Annotated in this window: 13 protein-coding genes and 1 pseudogene; 12 read left to right on the forward strand and 2 right to left on the reverse strand. The window is 30.4% G+C overall.

The window, feature by feature from the left end; genetic code table 11:
• The 12 genes and pseudogenes from ACIQ16_RS04475 to pruA all read left to right on the forward strand — a co-directional run.
• Positions 1 to 365, forward strand: a pseudogene (locus ACIQ16_RS04475) (leucine-rich repeat domain-containing protein); the annotation flags it as partial.
• 2 nt (positions 366 to 367) lie between these two features.
• The gene (locus ACIQ16_RS04480; protein ID WP_396149045.1) at positions 368 to 1,054 is read left to right on the forward strand and encodes a DUF2490 domain-containing protein; all 687 of its coding nucleotides are present in this window, start codon (positions 368 to 370) and stop codon (positions 1,052 to 1,054) included.
• 3 nt (positions 1,055 to 1,057) lie between these two features.
• On the forward strand, positions 1,058 to 1,729 hold the full coding sequence (locus tag ACIQ16_RS04485; RefSeq protein WP_396149048.1) for a TetR/AcrR family transcriptional regulator: 672 nt from the start codon (positions 1,058 to 1,060) through the stop codon (positions 1,727 to 1,729).
• Positions 1,726 to 3,399: a peptidase domain-containing ABC transporter gene (locus tag ACIQ16_RS04490; protein WP_396149050.1), complete on the forward strand. Its 1,674-nt coding sequence runs from the start codon at positions 1,726 to 1,728 to the stop codon at positions 3,397 to 3,399. Before ACIQ16_RS04485 ends, ACIQ16_RS04490 begins: the two co-directional genes overlap by 4 nt.
• Positions 3,400 to 3,401: 2 nt before the next feature.
• The gene (locus ACIQ16_RS04495; RefSeq protein ID WP_396149052.1) at positions 3,402 to 4,760 is read left to right on the forward strand and encodes an HlyD family secretion protein; all 1,359 of its coding nucleotides are present in this window, start codon (positions 3,402 to 3,404) and stop codon (positions 4,758 to 4,760) included.
• Between the two features lie 7 nt (positions 4,761 to 4,767).
• Complete coding sequence (locus ACIQ16_RS04500) at positions 4,768 to 6,150, forward strand: TolC family protein (RefSeq protein WP_396149054.1); 1,383 nt, start codon at positions 4,768 to 4,770, stop codon at positions 6,148 to 6,150.
• 32 nt (positions 6,151 to 6,182) lie between these two features.
• Positions 6,183 to 7,001 (forward strand): type I methionyl aminopeptidase, encoded by an 819-nt coding sequence (gene map, locus ACIQ16_RS04505; RefSeq protein ID WP_396149055.1) that lies wholly within the window; start codon positions 6,183 to 6,185, stop codon positions 6,999 to 7,001.
• An 80-nt stretch (positions 7,002 to 7,081) separates the two neighbouring features.
• Positions 7,082 to 7,456 carry a GxxExxY protein gene (locus tag ACIQ16_RS04510; RefSeq protein WP_291241225.1) on the forward strand — a complete coding sequence of 125 codons (375 nt, stop codon included), beginning with the start codon at positions 7,082 to 7,084 and terminating at the stop codon, positions 7,454 to 7,456.
• Between the two features lie 54 nt (positions 7,457 to 7,510).
• Positions 7,511 to 8,281 carry a class I SAM-dependent methyltransferase gene (locus ACIQ16_RS04515; protein WP_396149057.1) on the forward strand — a complete coding sequence of 257 codons (771 nt, stop codon included), beginning with the start codon at positions 7,511 to 7,513 and terminating at the stop codon, positions 8,279 to 8,281.
• Between the two features lie 48 nt (positions 8,282 to 8,329).
• Positions 8,330 to 9,571 (forward strand): DUF5103 domain-containing protein, encoded by a 1,242-nt coding sequence (locus ACIQ16_RS04520; protein WP_396149059.1) that lies wholly within the window; start codon positions 8,330 to 8,332, stop codon positions 9,569 to 9,571.
• A 23-nt stretch (positions 9,572 to 9,594) separates the two neighbouring features.
• The gene (gene apaG / locus ACIQ16_RS04525; RefSeq protein ID WP_353077082.1) at positions 9,595 to 9,981 is read left to right on the forward strand and encodes a Co2+/Mg2+ efflux protein ApaG; all 387 of its coding nucleotides are present in this window, start codon (positions 9,595 to 9,597) and stop codon (positions 9,979 to 9,981) included.
• 116 nt (positions 9,982 to 10,097) lie between these two features.
• On the forward strand, positions 10,098 to 11,723 hold the full coding sequence (gene pruA / locus ACIQ16_RS04530) for an L-glutamate gamma-semialdehyde dehydrogenase (RefSeq protein WP_396149062.1): 1,626 nt from the start codon (positions 10,098 to 10,100) through the stop codon (positions 11,721 to 11,723).
• 101 nt (positions 11,724 to 11,824) lie between these two features.
• Here pruA and katG read toward each other — a convergent pair whose 3' ends face one another.
• The gene (gene katG / locus ACIQ16_RS04535) at positions 11,825 to 14,122 is read right to left on the reverse strand and encodes a catalase/peroxidase HPI (RefSeq protein WP_396149064.1); all 2,298 of its coding nucleotides are present in this window, start codon (positions 14,120 to 14,122) and stop codon (positions 11,825 to 11,827) included.
• 166 nt (positions 14,123 to 14,288) lie between these two features.
• Complete coding sequence (locus ACIQ16_RS04540) at positions 14,289 to 16,859, reverse strand: AsmA-like C-terminal region-containing protein (RefSeq protein WP_396149066.1); 2,571 nt, start codon at positions 16,857 to 16,859, stop codon at positions 14,289 to 14,291.
• Positions 16,860 to 16,865: the final 6 nt, after the last annotated feature.

The following is a 16,865-nucleotide window of genomic DNA, read 5'->3' on the forward strand; positions in this document are numbered from 1 at the left end:
TAGACTTGAGTGGAAATGATTTTGAAATTATACCAAAAGAATATAAAAACTTATTAAATTTAGAAGAACTCTATTTAAATGACGAACTTTATTTTAATTTAGAAAAAAATATGGGTGTGCTATCCTCACTACCTAATTTAAAATCACTTCATTTATCAAACGATAAGCTTGATCATTTACCAAACAATTTTAATAAATTAAAAAATTTAGAAAAACTTTATATTGATAACAATAATTTTAATTTTTTACCAAATCAAATTAAAGGTTTAGATCATTTACAGTATTTAGATATAGAAAAAAATCCGTTGCAAATTAACCAGTCAGATATATTAAATTTAAATTTTGGATTTAAAATTAAATTATAAATATGAGATATAACTTACTTTTATTTATCTTTTATCACACATTTTGTTATTCACAAAACGAGTTAGGGACTTGGAGTACAACCAATATTAACTTAAAAATTAACGATAAATGGCAAGTGTTTGCTGAAAGTCAGTTGCGAAGTTTAAAATTCTATGATAATTTTCATTATTATGAAGTAAAAACTGGAATTACCTACAAAATAAAACCAAATTTTTATGTAAATTCTGGATTTGGAAATTATAATACATATAGTGAAAATGGCGATTTTGCCACACCAATAAAACAAAAAGAAATAAGAACTTGGATTCAGCTAGTATTTAAAAATCCATTTAATTTTATGAGTGTTGAGCATAGATATAGAGCTGAACAACGATATACTAATTTGGGGTATAGAAACAGATTTAGATATAGGTTAAGCGCAAAGGTGCCAATATTAAAAAGTAAAGAAAAAGAATATTTTCTACTTGGATGGAATGAACTATTTTTTACAAATAACGAACCTTTTTTTGAAAGAAATAGATTATTTTTAGGTGGTGGTTTTGACATAAATAAAAATTTAGCCATTCAAACAGGTTATATTTATCAATTTGATTATAAAATTAATGATGAAACAGGTAGAGACTTTTTAAACATCGTACTGCTTTATTCGTTTGATTTCAAGGGGGAAAAAGAAACAAATTTAGACTAAATTATGCAAGATTTATTAGCAAATATAAAAATACAAGTCAATCCGAAAACATACGTAAAAGATCCTGAAACGTCTGATTTAGGGAAAAAAATTATTAAAAATAGTATTTTACTTATCGATGAAATTGGATTTGAAGAATTTACATTTAAAAAGTTGGGCGAAAAAATTGGTTCGAACGAAAGTTCTATTTACCGATATTTTGAAAACAAACATAAATTATTGGTGTATTTATCTTCTTGGTATTGGGCTTGGATAGAATATCGCTTGGTTTTTTCAACAAATAATATCAATAATAAATTTGAAAAACTTAAAAAAGCCATACTAATTGTTACAGAGTCTATAGAAGATGATAGCAAAACAGAGCATATTAACGAAGCTGTTTTAAACAAAATTATAATTGAAGAATTTACAAAAACGTTATATAGTAAGAACGTTGACGAAGAAAACAAAGAAGGCATTTTCTTAATTTACAAACAAGTAAATTACAGAATAGAAAAAATGATATTGGATATTAATCCTGACTACCCTTTTGCAAAAAGCTTGGTTTCCTCGATAATTGAAGGGTCTTTACATCAGCATTTTCTAAAAAATCATTTAAAAACAATTACAAATTGTAATGAAAACGTAAACCCTTCTGAATTTTATATACATTTAATTGAAACCCTTTTAAGATGAAAAATTTAACACCATTAAAAAGATACTTTAATCTTTTAAGATTAGACAAAAAAGATATTGTACAAATATTTTCATACGCCATTTTTTCAGGGTTGATAAGTTTATCCTTACCACTTGGTATTCAGGCTATAATTAATTTCATTCAAGCAGGAAGAATTAGTGTGTCTTGGATTGTTTTAGTTGTTTTGGTGGTAATTGGGGTAATTTTTGCAGGAATTTTATCCTTAATGCAACTACGTATTTCAGAAAATTTACAACAAAAAATCTTCATACGCTCTTCGTTTGAATTTGCATATAGAATTCCGAAGTTAAAATTTAATGAAATTCATAATTCTCAAACGTCCGAATTGGCAAATCGATTTTTTGATACTATTTCTATACAAAAAGGAACTTCAAAACTTTTAATTGATTTTTCTTCCGCATTTTTACAAATATTTTTTGGAATCATTTTACTTTCATTATACCACCCATTTTTTATTTTATTTGGAATTTTTCTGGCTATATTATTGTACTTAATTTTCAAATTTTCATATCAAGCGGGTTTACAAAGTAGTTTAAAAGAATCCAAATCGAAATACAAAGTAGCCAATTGGTTATTAGAATTAGCAAAAAATAATTTTAGTTTTAAAAACCCAAATCATCTTGATTTTGCTTTAGAAAAAAACAATAGTTTGGTAACTAAATATTTAAGTTACAGAGAAAAACATTTTAGTGTTATAAAAAGACAGTTTTCGCAATTATTAATATTTAAAGCATTAATTACTTCGAGTTTACTTCTTATTGGTGGCTTTTTAGTAATCAATCAGCAAATGAATATTGGTCAGTTTGTAGCTGCTGAAATTATTATTTTATTAGTGATTAATTCGGTTGAAAAAATAATTTTAGGACTAGAAACGTTTTACGATGTGCTTACTTCTGTAGAAAAAATTGGACAAATTACCGATTTAGAATTAGAACAAGATGGTGAATCTTCAATTGAAAATAATTCTTGTTTTTCTAATTTATCTATTACTTTAGAAAATGTTGATTTTAAATTTGAGTTTGAAAATGAAAATGTTTTACACGATATTAACCTGGAAATTAATCAAGGTGAAAGAATTATAATTGAAGGAGAAAACGGTTCAGGTAAAACAACTTTAATCCGATTATTGAGTGGCTTATTACAACCAACAAAAGGTCATTTTATTATCAATGACGATACTTACAATAAAGTAAATATTAACGATTATCGCAAACATTTTGGTAGCATTTTATATGGCGAATCGCTATTTGAAGGTACAATTTTAGACAACATTACATTTAACCAAAAAATAGAAAACAGTAAATTAAAATGGGCTTTAGATGGTGTAGATTTAACCTCATTTATCAAAACATTGCCTTTAGGTTTAGAAACACCAATAACTTCAGATGGCAAACAACTTTCGTCGTCGAATATGCAAAAAATATTAATTGCAAGAAGTATTATTAATGAACCAAGAATTTTATTTTTTGAAAATGCATTAGACAAAACCGATTCGGATACTGCTAAAAAAATTATTGAATTCTTATTACATAAAGATCAAAAATGGACTATAATAGCCGTTTCTAAAAATGCTCATTTTAAAGAAAAATGTAGCCGAGTTATCACGTTAAGTGAAGGTAAAATTAGTAACGATATCAAAAAAATATAATTATGCTAAATATTTCAAATAAAAACAGCATTCCAGTTTCTAATCTAGAAAAGCATAGTGCCGTACAACAGCTTAATAATCCAAAGCATTATAAAATACTGAACAAAATACTAATTATTTTTTCAGTAGTAAGTGTTATTTTTATTTTCTTACCCTGGACACAAAACATATCTGGTTCTGGTGCGGTGACAACCTTAAAACCAAATCAGCGTCCACAAACCATTCAATCTTTAATTTCAGGAAGAATAGAAAAATGGTATGTTAACGAAGGTGATTATGTAGAAAAAGGTGATACTATTTTATTTATATCGGAAATCAAAGAGGATTATTTAGATCCAAATTTGGTAGAAAACACAAAAAATCAAAGAGACGCTAAAGTTGATGCTGTTGATGCTTATGAAGGAAAAGTGGGCGCTTTAGACTCTCAAATGGGCGCAATAAATAATGAAAGAAACTTAAAATCAAAGCAAGCCAAAAACAAAATAAAACAAGCTATTCTTAAAATAAAAAGCGATAGTATGGATTTAGAGGCTATAAAAACACAGATAAAAATTGCCAATACACAATTTAAACGTGCCGTTCAATTAAATAGAGAAGGGTTAAAACCATTAACCGATGTTGAAGAAAAACGATTAAAACTTCAAGAGATTGAGGCAAAAATCATCACACAAGAAAACAAACTATTAAGTAGCGAAAACGAATTGATAAATGCACGAGTGGAAATTAGTCGAATTAATGCCGAGTATTCTGAGAAATTCTCAAAAGCACAAAGTGATCAATATACAGCACAAAGCAATAAATACGATACAAAAGCGCAAGTAAACAAATTAGAAAACCAATATCAAAATTACAAGATAAGAAACGGAATGTATTACATAACTGCACCTCAAAATGGTTATGTAAACCGAGCATTAAAATCTGGATTAGGCGAAAATATCAAAGAAGGAACGCCGATTGTGAGTATAATGCCAGCAAAATATGATATTGCAGTAGAAACGTATGTTTCACCAAATGATTTTCCTTTAATTCAAAAAGGTGAAAAAGTACGAGTTTGGTTTGATGGATGGCCAACAATTGTATTTTCAGGATGGCCAAATTTATCTTACGGAACTTTTGGAGGAAAAATTGTTGCTATTGAAAATTTTATTTCTGAAAATGGAAAATATCGAATTTTAATTGCGCCAGATGAAGAAGACAAACACAAATGGCCAAAACAATTAAGCATAGGTTCTGGAGCACAAACTATGGCATTATTAAATGAAGTGCCAATTTGGTTCGAAGTATGGCGAACTCTTAATGGATTTCCACCAAACTATTACAAAACAATTAAAGAAAAAAGTAAAGATGTTTCTGAAAAATAACACAAAAATGAAGACCTTTTATTTATTATTCTTTTTCGCTATTAATTTTGTTAGTGCTCAAGTAACAAGTGAAATGTCCTTTAACGAATACTTAGGAATGGTGAAAAAATTTCACCCACTTGTTAAAATTGCCGATTTAGAAATTTCGCAAGCGCAAGCCAATTTATTAATGGCTCGTGGTGCATTTGACCCAAAATTAGAAGCTGATTTTAACAATAAAGAATTCGGTGATAAAAAATATTTTTCCGTTTTTAATGGTGGATTTAAAATTCCAACTTGGTACGGAATAGAATTTAAAGGCGGTTTTGAAAGCAACGAAGGTTCTTTTTTAAATCCGCAAAACAATACACCAACAGATGGCTTAAATTATGCTGGAATTTCAATTCCACTACTACAAGGTTTTTTAATAAATCAACGAATGGCCGATTTACGAAAAGCAAAAATTAATATTAATTTAAGTGTCGCTGAAAGAAAATTACAAGCCATTCAGGTTTTGCACCAAGCAGCTATTTCCTATTTTAATTGGAAAAAAAACTATGAAGAATTTACATTATACGATACCTATTTAAAAAATGCTGAAATACGATTAACCGGTATTAAAACACTAATTGAACAAGGAGATAAAGCTGCAATTGACAGTGTAGAAGCAAATATTATCGTAAAAAATAGACGATTAAACAAAGAAGATGCACTACTAAAACTAACGAAAGCGCGTTTAGAATTATCTAATTTTTTGTGGACAAACAATGCTGTGCCAATTGAATTAGAAGAAACTATGTATCCAGAAATAAATTTATTTAAAAATATTCAGGAGTATTTGAATACAAACGAATTGAACTTAATAAATTTTCAAACAGAAAATCATCCTAAAATAAATGCGATTAACTATAAAATTAATATGCTTGAAGTGGACAGAAAATTAAAAGCCAATCAATTACTACCAACAGTAGATGTGGGCTATAATTATTTGTCAAACCCAAACCAATTTCAAGAATTTCGATTTCAGGATTATAAATTTGGAGTAAATTTTGCTATACCTCTATTTCTAAGAAAAGAACGCGGAAGCTTAAAATTAACCAAGCAAAAAATTGAATCAGAAAAATTTGGATTACGTTTTGAAAAAGAACAATTAATGAACAAAATTGAATCGCAAAAAGCCGAAATTCAATCGCTAAAAAAACAAGAAGATCTAATTACGGACTTAGTAAAAGACAATTCAACTTTATTAAATTCCGAAGAACGATTATTTAATATGGGTGAAAGTTCGTTATTTTTAATTAATACACGCGAGAACAATTTAGTTCTGGCACAATTATCAAAAATTTCAATCGAAAATAGATTTTATGTTTCCAATGCCGATTTGTTTAAAACAATAGCAAATCCGGATTAATTTTTTACTTTTGCAGTCTCAATATCAAGAAGATGATTATAATAAAAACTGCAGAAGAAATAGAATTAATGCGTGAAAGTGCCCTGATTGTTTCCAAAACATTAGGAATGATTGCGAAAGAAATTAAACCCGGAGTTACAACCTTATATTTAGATAAATTAGCAGAAGAATTTATTCGCGACCACGGTGCGGAACCAGCATTTTTAGGTATGTACGGTTTTCCGAATTCGCTATGTATGAGTCCAAATACGCAAGTAGTGCACGGTATTCCCAACAATATTCCATTACAAGATGGTGATATTATTTCTGTAGATTGTGGAAGTTTTAAAAATGGTTTTTACGGAGATCACGCCTATACTTTTGAGGTAGGTGAAGTGGCTGAAGAAACCAAAAAACTATTACAAGTAACTAAAGAATCTTTATACATTGGAATTAGAGAAACGAAAGTGGGTAATCGTGTAGAAGATATTGGATATGCTATTCAAACCTATTGTGAAAGTCACGGTTATGGAGTTGTTCGAGAATTATGCGGACACGGTTTAGGAAGAAAAATGCACGAAGATCCAGAAGTAGCAAATTATGGAAAACGTGGAAATGGAAAAAAATTAGTCAACGGAATGGTAATAGCTATTGAACCAATGATAAATTTAGGCACAAAAAACATTGTGCAACACAAAGACGGCTGGACAATAACAACAGCAGATAACAAACCTTCAGCTCATTTTGAGCACGACGTAGCTATAGTAAACGGAAAACCAGAATTACTATCAACATTCGCATACATATATGAAGCACTTGGGATAGTAAGTAATGAAGAAGATGGATTGAGAGAGAAACCTTTGGTTTTATAATTTTAAAAAAAACACAGATTTCACAGATTAGCACAGAAAATTTTGAGTTAATTTATTTTATCTTGGTTAAGAATAATTGTATGAATGAATTTTATTTAAAAGACGAAACTTATAAAATAATTGGTTTATGTATGGAAGTACATAAATATTTAGGAAAAGGTCATAATGAAAAAGTATATGGTGATGCTTTAGAAATTGAATTCAAATTAAATAACATTCCATATATTAGAGAACATCAATACAATATTGAATATAAAGGCATTCAATTGTCAAGTTATTATTATTCCGATTTTACCGTTTATGATGAAATCATATTAGAATTAAAAGCCATACAAGAATTAACAAGTAGCGAAACAAAACAAGTATTAAACTATCTTGCAGCTTCTAAAAACAAGATTGGAATTTTAGCCAATTTTGGTGAAGATAGTTTAAAATATAAACGTTTAATTTTATAAAATCTTTGAAATTTGTGAAAATCTGTGTTCAAAATTTCTTTGTGTAACAACATTATGAAGAAAATATTTAAATTTATACTGAATACCATTCCGCGTCCTATCTTAATTAGATTAAGTATTGTGGCACGACCAATTATTGCTTTTCTTTTAAAAGGAAATAAATTTACGGATCCAATTGATGGAAAAAGTTTTCGTATGTTTTTGCCTTACGGTTATGGAACACAACGTAATAATGTATTATCGCCGAGCACCTTATCTTTAGAAAGACACCGTTTGTTATGGTTATATCTTCAAAATGAAACTAACTTTTTTACTTCAACAGAAAAAATAAAAGTGTTGCATTTTGCACCAGAACAAGAGTTTTACAAACGTTTTAAAAAACAAACCAATTTAGAATATACTACAACCGATTTACTTTCGCCATTGGCTGATGTAAAAGCGGATATTTGTAATTTACCATTTCAGGATAACGCTTACGACATTATTTTGTGTAATCACGTTTTAGAACACATTCCTGATGATACCAAAGCAATGCAAGAATTATACAGAGTAATGAAACCTGGCGGAATGGGGATTTTTCAAATTCCTCAAGATTTAAAAAGAAATGTTACTTTTTCAGATGATTCGATTACAGATCAAAAAGAGCGTGCAAAAATATTTGGACAATACGACCACGTTCGAGTATATGGAAGAGATTATTTTGATAAATTAAGAACCATTGGTTTCCGTGTAGAAGAAGTAGATTATACCAATACAATTCCTTCTAATTTAGTAGAAAAATATTGCTTAGCAAAAGGTGAAATTATTCCTGTGGTATATAAATAATTATTTTTAGATTAGTTTTTATATCTTTATGAATTGAAAATAAAATCTATGAAGCAATTATTAAAAATCTTAATCATATTGACTACAACTTTCGTGTTTTCACAAGAAAAAGAAGTAGTCCCACCTTACAATATTAAAACGGTTACTTTTTCGCAAAATGTAAACAATACGATTCCATTTTTTAGATTGGGTGAAAATTTCGATTTACAATTTGATGATTTATATGGTAACGAAGCAGATTATTTTTATACTATTGAACAGTACAATTACGATTGGACGCCAAGTCAATTACTTAAAAATGAATACTTAAACGGTTTAGATAATCAACGAATTCAAAACTATCAAAATTCGTTAAATTGTTTGCAAATTTACTCGCATTACACGTTGAGTTTTCCAAATAAATTCAATCAAATTATTAAAAGCGGGAATTATATTGTAAAAATTTTCGATGAAGATCAAGAAATTGTGTTTTCAAAAAAATTCATCATATACGAAGACAATACGGCTGTAGGTATTACAATCAGACGTTCTCGCGATATGGAAACCGTAAACAAAAAACAAAATATCGAATTTTTTATCGATTATAAAGATAAACCGTTACAAAACCCAAAAGAAAACGTAAAAGTTTCTATTTTTCAAAACGGAAAACTGAGTTCGGCTATTCATAATATCAAACCACAATATACAATTGGTACACAACTCATTTACAGATATAATAAAGAAACCCAATTTTGGGCTGGAAATGAATTTTTAAATTTCGAAAACAAAAATATACGAGGGGCTTCTAACTCAGTTTTTAAAGTAACTACTGGGGATATTTACAATACCATTTTATACACAAACGAAGAACGAAAAAATAAAATTTACACCTATTTCCCAGACATAAATGGAAACTTTTTTGTGAATAATTTAAATGCCACTCAAAATACAATTGAAGCAGATTATACTTGGGTGTATTTTGGTTTGGCTTCAGATGTAAATCCGTTAGAAAAATCAATTTATGTAACGGGAATGTTTAACAATTATCAGATTTCAGATGAATACAAAATGGAATACAATTCCGATACGAAAACATATGAAAAACCCATCTTACTAAAACAAGGATTTACCAATTATCAATACACCTTAGTAAATAATAAAGGCCAAATTGACGAACAAAACGCGATTGATGGCAATTTTTATCAAACCGAAAATGAGTACATCGTTTTAGTATATTACCGTGGTGGCGCCGAACGTTACGATAGAATAATTGGAATTGGAAGAGCAAATAGTATTGATATAGTGAACTAATTTAGATTTAACTAAAATTAAAAATGGTTACTCAAATTACAAGTAATATTAAAATTTCGGTCATTACAAATTACGAAGGCATTTACTATAAAGAGTATCAAATGTTGTATGCCTTTTCTTATCAAATCACAATTGAAAATTTAAGTTCAGATGTGGTGCAATTACAAGCTCGGCATTGGGAAATTTTCGACACACTAAACCACACAGAAACCGTTGATGGTGAAGGTGTCGTGGGACAAACACCAATAATTGCTCCCGGTAAAAAATATGTATATTCCTCAGGCTGTATGCTAAAAGGAACTATAGGGGCTATGAATGGTTTTTATACGATGGCAAATTTTTCAAATAATACTTTTTTTAAGGTTCAAATTCCAACTTTTAAATTAGTTGTTCCCTTTGCCATAAATTAAACGAAACCAAATCTTCTGAAGGAATAATTTATTTTAGAATTCAATTTATCCTTTGTACTTTTGTCTAAGGTTTTTACTAAAAATCTAATTTGTCTAATAATCTAATAATCAAATACATGTTAAAAGGATTTTTTAATATACCAAAAGCAGTAAACGAGCCAGTTAAAGGCTACGCACCTAATTCTCCAGAAAAAACAAACGTTTTAGAAGCCTATAAAAAAATGTGGAATTCGAAAATTGATGTACCTTTATACATTGGTTCTGAAGAAATTTTCACAGGAAATACCAGAAATATGTCGGCTCCACACGATCACCAACACATTGTTGGGACCTATCATTTAGCTGAAAAATCACACGTAGAAAAAGCCATTTCAAATGCATTAGAAAGCAGAACAAAATGGGCAAATATGGCTTGGGAACAACGTGCCGCAATCTTTTTAAAAGCTGCTGAATTAATTGCTGGACCTTACCGAGCAAAAATAAATGCTGCAACGATGATTGCACAGTCTAAAACCATACACCAAGCAGAAATTGATGCTTCTTGTGAATTAATAGACTTTTTACGTTTCAACGTAGAATTTATGACGCAAATTTATGCAGACCAACCTGCCTCTAATTCCGATATGTGGAATAGAGTCGAATATAGACCTTTAGAAGGTTTTGTATATGCTGTAACGCCTTTTAATTTTACTGCAATTGCTGCAAATTTACCAGCCAGTGCGGCATTAATGGGGAATGTAGTGGTCTGGAAACCAAGTGATAGCCAAGTATTTTCTGCAAAAATTATTATAGATGTATTTAAAGAAGCAGGCGTTCCAGACGGCGTAATTAATGTTGTTTTTGGAGATCCGGTTATGATTACCGATACGGTTTTAGCTTCTCCAGATTTTGCTGGAATTCATTATACAGGTTCCACGTTTATCTTCAAAGAAATTTGGAAAAAAATTGGAACTAACATACACAATTACAAAACCTACCCAAGAATTGTTGGAGAAACAGGCGGAAAAGATTTCATTATCGCACATCCATCGGCAAATATAAAACAAGTAACAACTGCGATAACTCGTGGTGCTTTTGAATTTCAAGGGCAAAAATGTTCAGCAGCATCAAGAGCTTACATTCCACAATCTATGTGGCCTGCAGTAAAAGAACAATTAATTATCGATGTGAATTCAATGAAAATGGGTTCACCAGAAGACTTTTCAAACTTTGTAACTGCAGTAATTCACGAAGGTTCATTTGATAAATTAGCAAGTTATATAGACCAAGCTAAAAAAGATTCCGATGCAGAAGTTATTATTGGTGGAAATTACGATAAATCTAAAGGTTATTTTGTTGAACCAACAGTTATTTTAACTTCAAATCCGAAATACGCTACAATGGAAACAGAACTTTTCGGACCGGTAATTACAATTTATGTATATGAAGATGCAAAATGGGCGGAAACATTAACTTTAGTTGATCAAACTTCTGAATATGCATTAACAGGAGCTGTTTTAAGCACAGACCGCTATGCAATTGAAGAAGCAACCGTAGCCTTGCAAAATGCTGCTGGAAACTTTTACATAAACGACAAGCCAACTGGTGCTGTTGTAGGAATGCAACCATTTGGAGGAGCAAGAGCTTCAGGAACAAATGACAAAGCAGGATCTGCACAAAACTTATTACGTTGGGTTTCTCCAAGAACAATAAAAGAGACTTTAGTTACGCCAGAACATTATAGTTATCCGTTTTTAGGATAAACAAATAAACCTGACAGGTTTCAAAAACCTGTCAGGTTTATAATCCATAAAAAAAGCTGTCCAAATGGACAGCTTTTTTTTGTTTGAATTTGATGGTAGTATTATTTTCTTAAATCAAAACGATCTAAGTTCATTACTTTAGTCCAAGCAGCCACAAAATCTTTGACAAATTTTTCTTTGTTATCCGTTTGTGCATATACTTCAGCCAATGCTCTTAATTCTGAGTTAGACCCGAAAATTAAATCGGCACGAGTTGCAGTATATTTTGTTGCTCCAGAAGTTCTGTCTTTTCCTTCAAAAACTTCTTTCTTATCATCCATTGCACTCCAAGCTGTACTCATATCTAATAAATTAACGAAGAAATCATTTGTTAATTTGTCTTTTTGAGTAGTAAAAACACCGTGTTTAGAAGCATCGTAATTCGCACCCAATGCACGCATTCCTCCTACTAAAACCGTCATTTCTGGAGCAGTTAATGTTAATAATTGCGCTTTGTCAACAAATAACGTTTCTGTTGGAACAGTATATTGCGTTTTGATGTAATTACGGAATCCGTCAGCCATTGGTTCTAAAACTGCCATACCATTAACATCTGTTTGTTCTTGAGACGCATCCATTCTTCCTGGTGAAAAAGGAACTTCTACCATTACACCTGCGTTTTTAGTTGCAGTTTCGATACCTACATTTCCAGCTAATACAATTAAATCCGCTAAAGAAACTTTTTTATCTTTAGATTTCGCATTGAAATTAGATTGAATTTTTTCTAAAATTGGTAATACTTTATTCAATTGAGCAGGATTATTTACTTCCCAATTACGTTGTGGTTCTAATCTAATTCGTGCACCATTTGCGCCTCCTCTTCTATCTGAACCTCTATATGTTGATGCCGAAGCCCAAGCAGTTGTAACCATTTCTTGAATAGTTAATCCAGACGCAGCAATTTCAGCTTTTAAAGCCGTAATTTCTTTTGCTGAAACTACTTTATGATTTAAAACTGGAATTGGATCTTGCCAAATTAAATCTTCTTTAGGCGCTTCAGGCCCTAAATAAGACGATCTTGGACCCATATCTCTATGTGTTAATTTAAACCACGCTTTTGCGAAAGCCAATTCAAATTCTTTTGGATTATCATAGAAACGTTTTGAAACTTTTGCATATTCTGGATCAAATCTAAATGATAAATCTGTAGTTAACATTGTTGGAATATGTCTAATTGATTTATCAAACGCATCAGGAATTATCGCTTGTCCGTTTTTCGCAATCCATTGATGTGCGCCTGCAGGACTTTTTGTCAATTCCCATTCGTTATCATATAATATTTTGAAAAAGCCATAATTCCATTCTGTAGGTTTAGCCGTCCAAGTTACTTCTAAACCAGATGAAATTGCATCTGTTCCTTTACCTGATTTGTAAGCACTTTTCCATCCAAATCCTTGTTGTTCAATTCCTGATGCTTCAGGATCTGAACCTACATTTGAAGCTGGACCTTTACCGTGTGTTTTTCCAAAAGTATGGCCACCTGCATTTAATGCTGTAGTTTCCTCATCATTCATTCCCATTCTTCCGAATGTTTCTCTGATGTCTTTTGCTGCTAATAGCGGATCTGGATTTCCTGCAGGTCCTTCTGGATTTACATAAATTAATCCCATTTGAGTAGCAGCTAAAGGATTTTCTAATTTTCCTTCAACACTCCTTGCGCTTTCTAAAAACTTACTCTCAGAACCCCAATATACATTGCTTTCTGGTTCCCAAACATCTTCACGACCACCAGCAAATCCGTACGTTTTGAATCCCATAGATTCTAAAGCTACGTTACCAGTCAAAATCATTAAATCAGCCCAAGAAATTTTGTTTCCATATTTTTGTTTAATTGGCCATAATAAACGACGTGCTTTATCTAAATTTACGTTGTCAGGCCAACTATTTAATGGAGCAAAACGTTGTTGACCTGCTCTTGAACCACCACGTCCATCTCCTGAACGATAGGTCCCGGCACTATGCCAAGCCATACGAATGAATAACGGTCCGTAATTTCCAAAATCAGCTGGCCACCAATCTTCTGATTTAGTCATTAAAGCTCTTAAATCTGTTTTCAAAGCTTCATAATCTAATGTTTGAAACTCTTTAGCATAATCAAAAGTACTTCCTAATGGGTTCGACTTTTCTGAATTTTGACGTAAAACTTCTAAATTCAATTGATTAGGCCACCATTCCTTGTTTTTGTTTACTTGACTACTTCCACTTTGCGAAGGTGTAGCAGTCATAGCTTGATACTCGGCACTTGCGTGTGCGGCATCTTTTGAAGCAGCTGTTTTTCCCGTAACTGGACAAGTAGCAGCTGGCTGGGCAAATGCAAAACTAGCTAGCAATAAACTTGTAGTTAATAGTATTTTTTTCATAATTAATAAGTTTTAATTTTATCAAAGTTGATGAAAAAAATAATGAGTTTATCCTTTTATTAAATGTTATTTCTTATTTTAATATAGATTTTATCAATACTATTCATTTATAATCATCGAAATTAGCTATTATTTATTTCGATGATTATAAATATGTTACGAATAGTTAGTTTTTCTTTTTACCGAATAAACCTTTTAAACCATCTTTTACAGCATTACCAACTTGCTCTTTTGTAGTTGTTTTTGTAGAATCTTTAGGTTTATTACCATTTAAAATAGTAGACAAAACCCCTGTTCCTTTTTGTACAAGTTTTTCTTTTTGAAGTTGAATTAACTGCGAAGCCACATTTTTTGATGCTTGTTGCACATCAGTAGTTACTTTAGGTGATTTGAAATTTCCTGACATCATAGCATTTACAGGAACACTTTCTATTTTTTTAGCATCAGACGGAGTTACTTTTGCAAGTAATTTATTTACGTCATTTCCTAAATATTTCACTGGAACATCGAATTTCAAATTGTAATCCATATTCTGATCAAAACCGTGAGAACCTGCAATTTGAACTGAAATATCTTTGTGTTTTAAGGTAAATGGTTTTACAGCTACTTTTCCGTTTTTAAATGACAATACTGCTTTTACGTCTTTCAAATTGATATCTTTCAAATCTAAAAATGTAGCTTTATTATCTAATTCAGTGAGCAATGCCGATTTATTTTTGTTTAATGAACCTTGTAAAATATTTCCCATCAAATCTCCAGAAATACTTTTAGCATCCGGAATCATATCTTGAGTTAAAAACCCATTTAATGAAATGGTTGAATTCATTTTTCCATTAATAACATCAGCAATAGGAGCAATAGTTTTTAACGTATTTAGCATCGAAAAAGTTTGACTAATATCAACCGCAGATAAACCCAAATCCAAATCAAAAGTAGGTACTTTGTTTTTTGTTGAAACCATTCCATTCACTCCAATTTTTCCTCCAAAAACAGCCATAGTTAGCCCTTTTAAGTTTACAGCTTGGTCTCGAATAATTAAAGTCCCGGCTACATTTTTAAGATTTAAATTATCATAAATAACAGTTGTTGCTTTCGCAGATAAAGTACAATCTAAAAAGCTTGGAATTTTTACTTGTTCCGTAGTTTTCTTTCCTTCATCATTTGTAGTTGTAGTAGGTGACATAAAATCTGCCACTTCAAATAAGGAAGAATTTAAATTAAAATTACCTTTTAAAATTTGGTTTTTAAACAAAAATCCATAAAAATTATCTAAACTTCCAGACACATTAATATCCGATTTTCCTGTTTTAGCTTGCAGTTTATTCAAGTTAATTTTAGATGGATTAAACGATAAATCCGCAACAGAAACACTTACAGGTTTTGCCATTTCTGGACCTGAATAATTGAAACCTGTTACATTGATATTTCCAGAATTTTTTATGTTTTGATATTGACTGTTTTCAACTGATTTCATATCAAAAGCCATCTTCACATTGGCTTTTAAAATCCCATTCAATGGTTTTTCTAACTTTACAGGATATGCTTTTGAAACATTTGCTAAATTGATTACTCCATTTAAAGCAGCATCAATATTTGGATTTTCAGTAAGGTTTTTGATGTGAGCACTTGCATTAAAAACGTCTTGATCAATTGCGAATGACAGTTTATCTAAATCCACGAAAGTGTCGTTCATTAACCCCGTTTCGTTGACAATATGTGTATCAATTGAAATATTTTTTACTGATTTTGGTAACTCTTTATATTTAAATGAAGCGTTATTTGACAACATTTCAATATTAAAAGCAGGTACTGTTGTATCCGTTAAGTTCCCATTTACTTTTCCTTTAACTTCAAATTTTCCAGACGTTTCAATATCTGCTAAATTCCCTGCATATGTTGATGGAATTAATCCTAAAAAATTCTTAAAATCTGATGAAGGTGTATTAAACGTTAAGTCATATACCTGACCTTTTTCAACCATTTGAATAAACCCATTAAAATTCAATGGCAACTGATTAATTTGTGCTTTGTTTTCTTTGAAAGTATATTTGCTATTCTTTAAATCTACACCTAAAATAGCTTCTAATGAAATCGGTACATTTCGCATAAAATTACTTTTATCCATATCAAAAGTAACTTTCGCAGTAGTTTTTGTATCTAAATCTAAAACCTCTTGTTCAAAATTTCCAGTGCCTTCATGATTGATACTATCTAAAACTAATTTCATTTTAGACGCTGCATCTTTGTAGGTGAATTTTAAATTTTCTACTTCATATTTCTGAATGCTTAACGCGAATGGTTTTTCTTTTTCATTGGTTTCACTCGCCTCTTTTTTTATTGCGATATCGAAATTTCCAATTCCGTCTTTATTAAAAAGAATATTTATTTTAGTGTTTTCTGTACCAATTGATTGAATAGTCATAGGCTCTTTTTCGCCATTAAACAATTCCATCATACTCATTTTTAAATCTATTTTTTCTGAATATACCAACGTATCGCCTTGAAAAGGAGCTTTGTTAATCACACTCATTTTATCAAGAGTTACAGTTGCTTTTGGAAAACTTTTAAATAAATTTAAACTCACGTCTTCTAATGCAACTGTAGCGTTTACATTTTTATTAATAGATTCAATAATTTTTGATTTGATTTTGTCTTTAAACAAAAAAGGCAAAAGGGCTAAGGCAATTAGAACAGTCAATAAAGATATACCTGACCATTTTAAAACTTTTTTCAACATAAGGCT

The sequence above is a fragment of the Flavobacterium sp. genome (assembly GCF_044360715.1).
GTDB lineage: Bacteria > Bacteroidota > Bacteroidia > Flavobacteriales > Flavobacteriaceae > Flavobacterium.

Excerpts from the sequence above, each read along its gene's own strand:
- pruA (WP_396149062.1), top strand. The coding sequence starts at position 10,098 with ATGTTAAAAGGATTTTTTAATATACCAAAAGCAGTAAACGAGCCAGTT.
- ACIQ16_RS04510 (WP_291241225.1), top strand. The coding sequence starts at position 7,082 with ATGAATGAATTTTATTTAAAAGACGAAACTTATAAAATAATTGGTTTA.
- ACIQ16_RS04490 (WP_396149050.1), top strand. The coding sequence starts at position 1,726 with ATGAAAAATTTAACACCATTAAAAAGATACTTTAATCTTTTAAGATTA.
- katG (WP_396149064.1), bottom strand. The coding sequence starts at position 14,122 with ATGAAAAAAATACTATTAACTACAAGTTTATTGCTAGCTAGTTTTGCA.
- map (WP_396149055.1), top strand. The coding sequence starts at position 6,183 with ATGATTATAATAAAAACTGCAGAAGAAATAGAATTAATGCGTGAAAGT.
- ACIQ16_RS04540 (WP_396149066.1), bottom strand. The coding sequence starts at position 16,859 with ATGTTGAAAAAAGTTTTAAAATGGTCAGGTATATCTTTATTGACTGTT.
- ACIQ16_RS04515 (WP_396149057.1), top strand. The coding sequence starts at position 7,511 with ATGAAGAAAATATTTAAATTTATACTGAATACCATTCCGCGTCCTATC.
- ACIQ16_RS04500 (WP_396149054.1), top strand. The coding sequence starts at position 4,768 with ATGAAGACCTTTTATTTATTATTCTTTTTCGCTATTAATTTTGTTAGT.
- ACIQ16_RS04485 (WP_396149048.1), top strand. The coding sequence starts at position 1,058 with ATGCAAGATTTATTAGCAAATATAAAAATACAAGTCAATCCGAAAACA.
- ACIQ16_RS04480 (WP_396149045.1), top strand. The coding sequence starts at position 368 with ATGAGATATAACTTACTTTTATTTATCTTTTATCACACATTTTGTTAT.
- ACIQ16_RS04495 (WP_396149052.1), top strand. The coding sequence starts at position 3,402 with ATGCTAAATATTTCAAATAAAAACAGCATTCCAGTTTCTAATCTAGAA.
- ACIQ16_RS04520 (WP_396149059.1), top strand. The coding sequence starts at position 8,330 with ATGAAGCAATTATTAAAAATCTTAATCATATTGACTACAACTTTCGTG.
- apaG (WP_353077082.1), top strand. The coding sequence starts at position 9,595 with ATGGTTACTCAAATTACAAGTAATATTAAAATTTCGGTCATTACAAAT.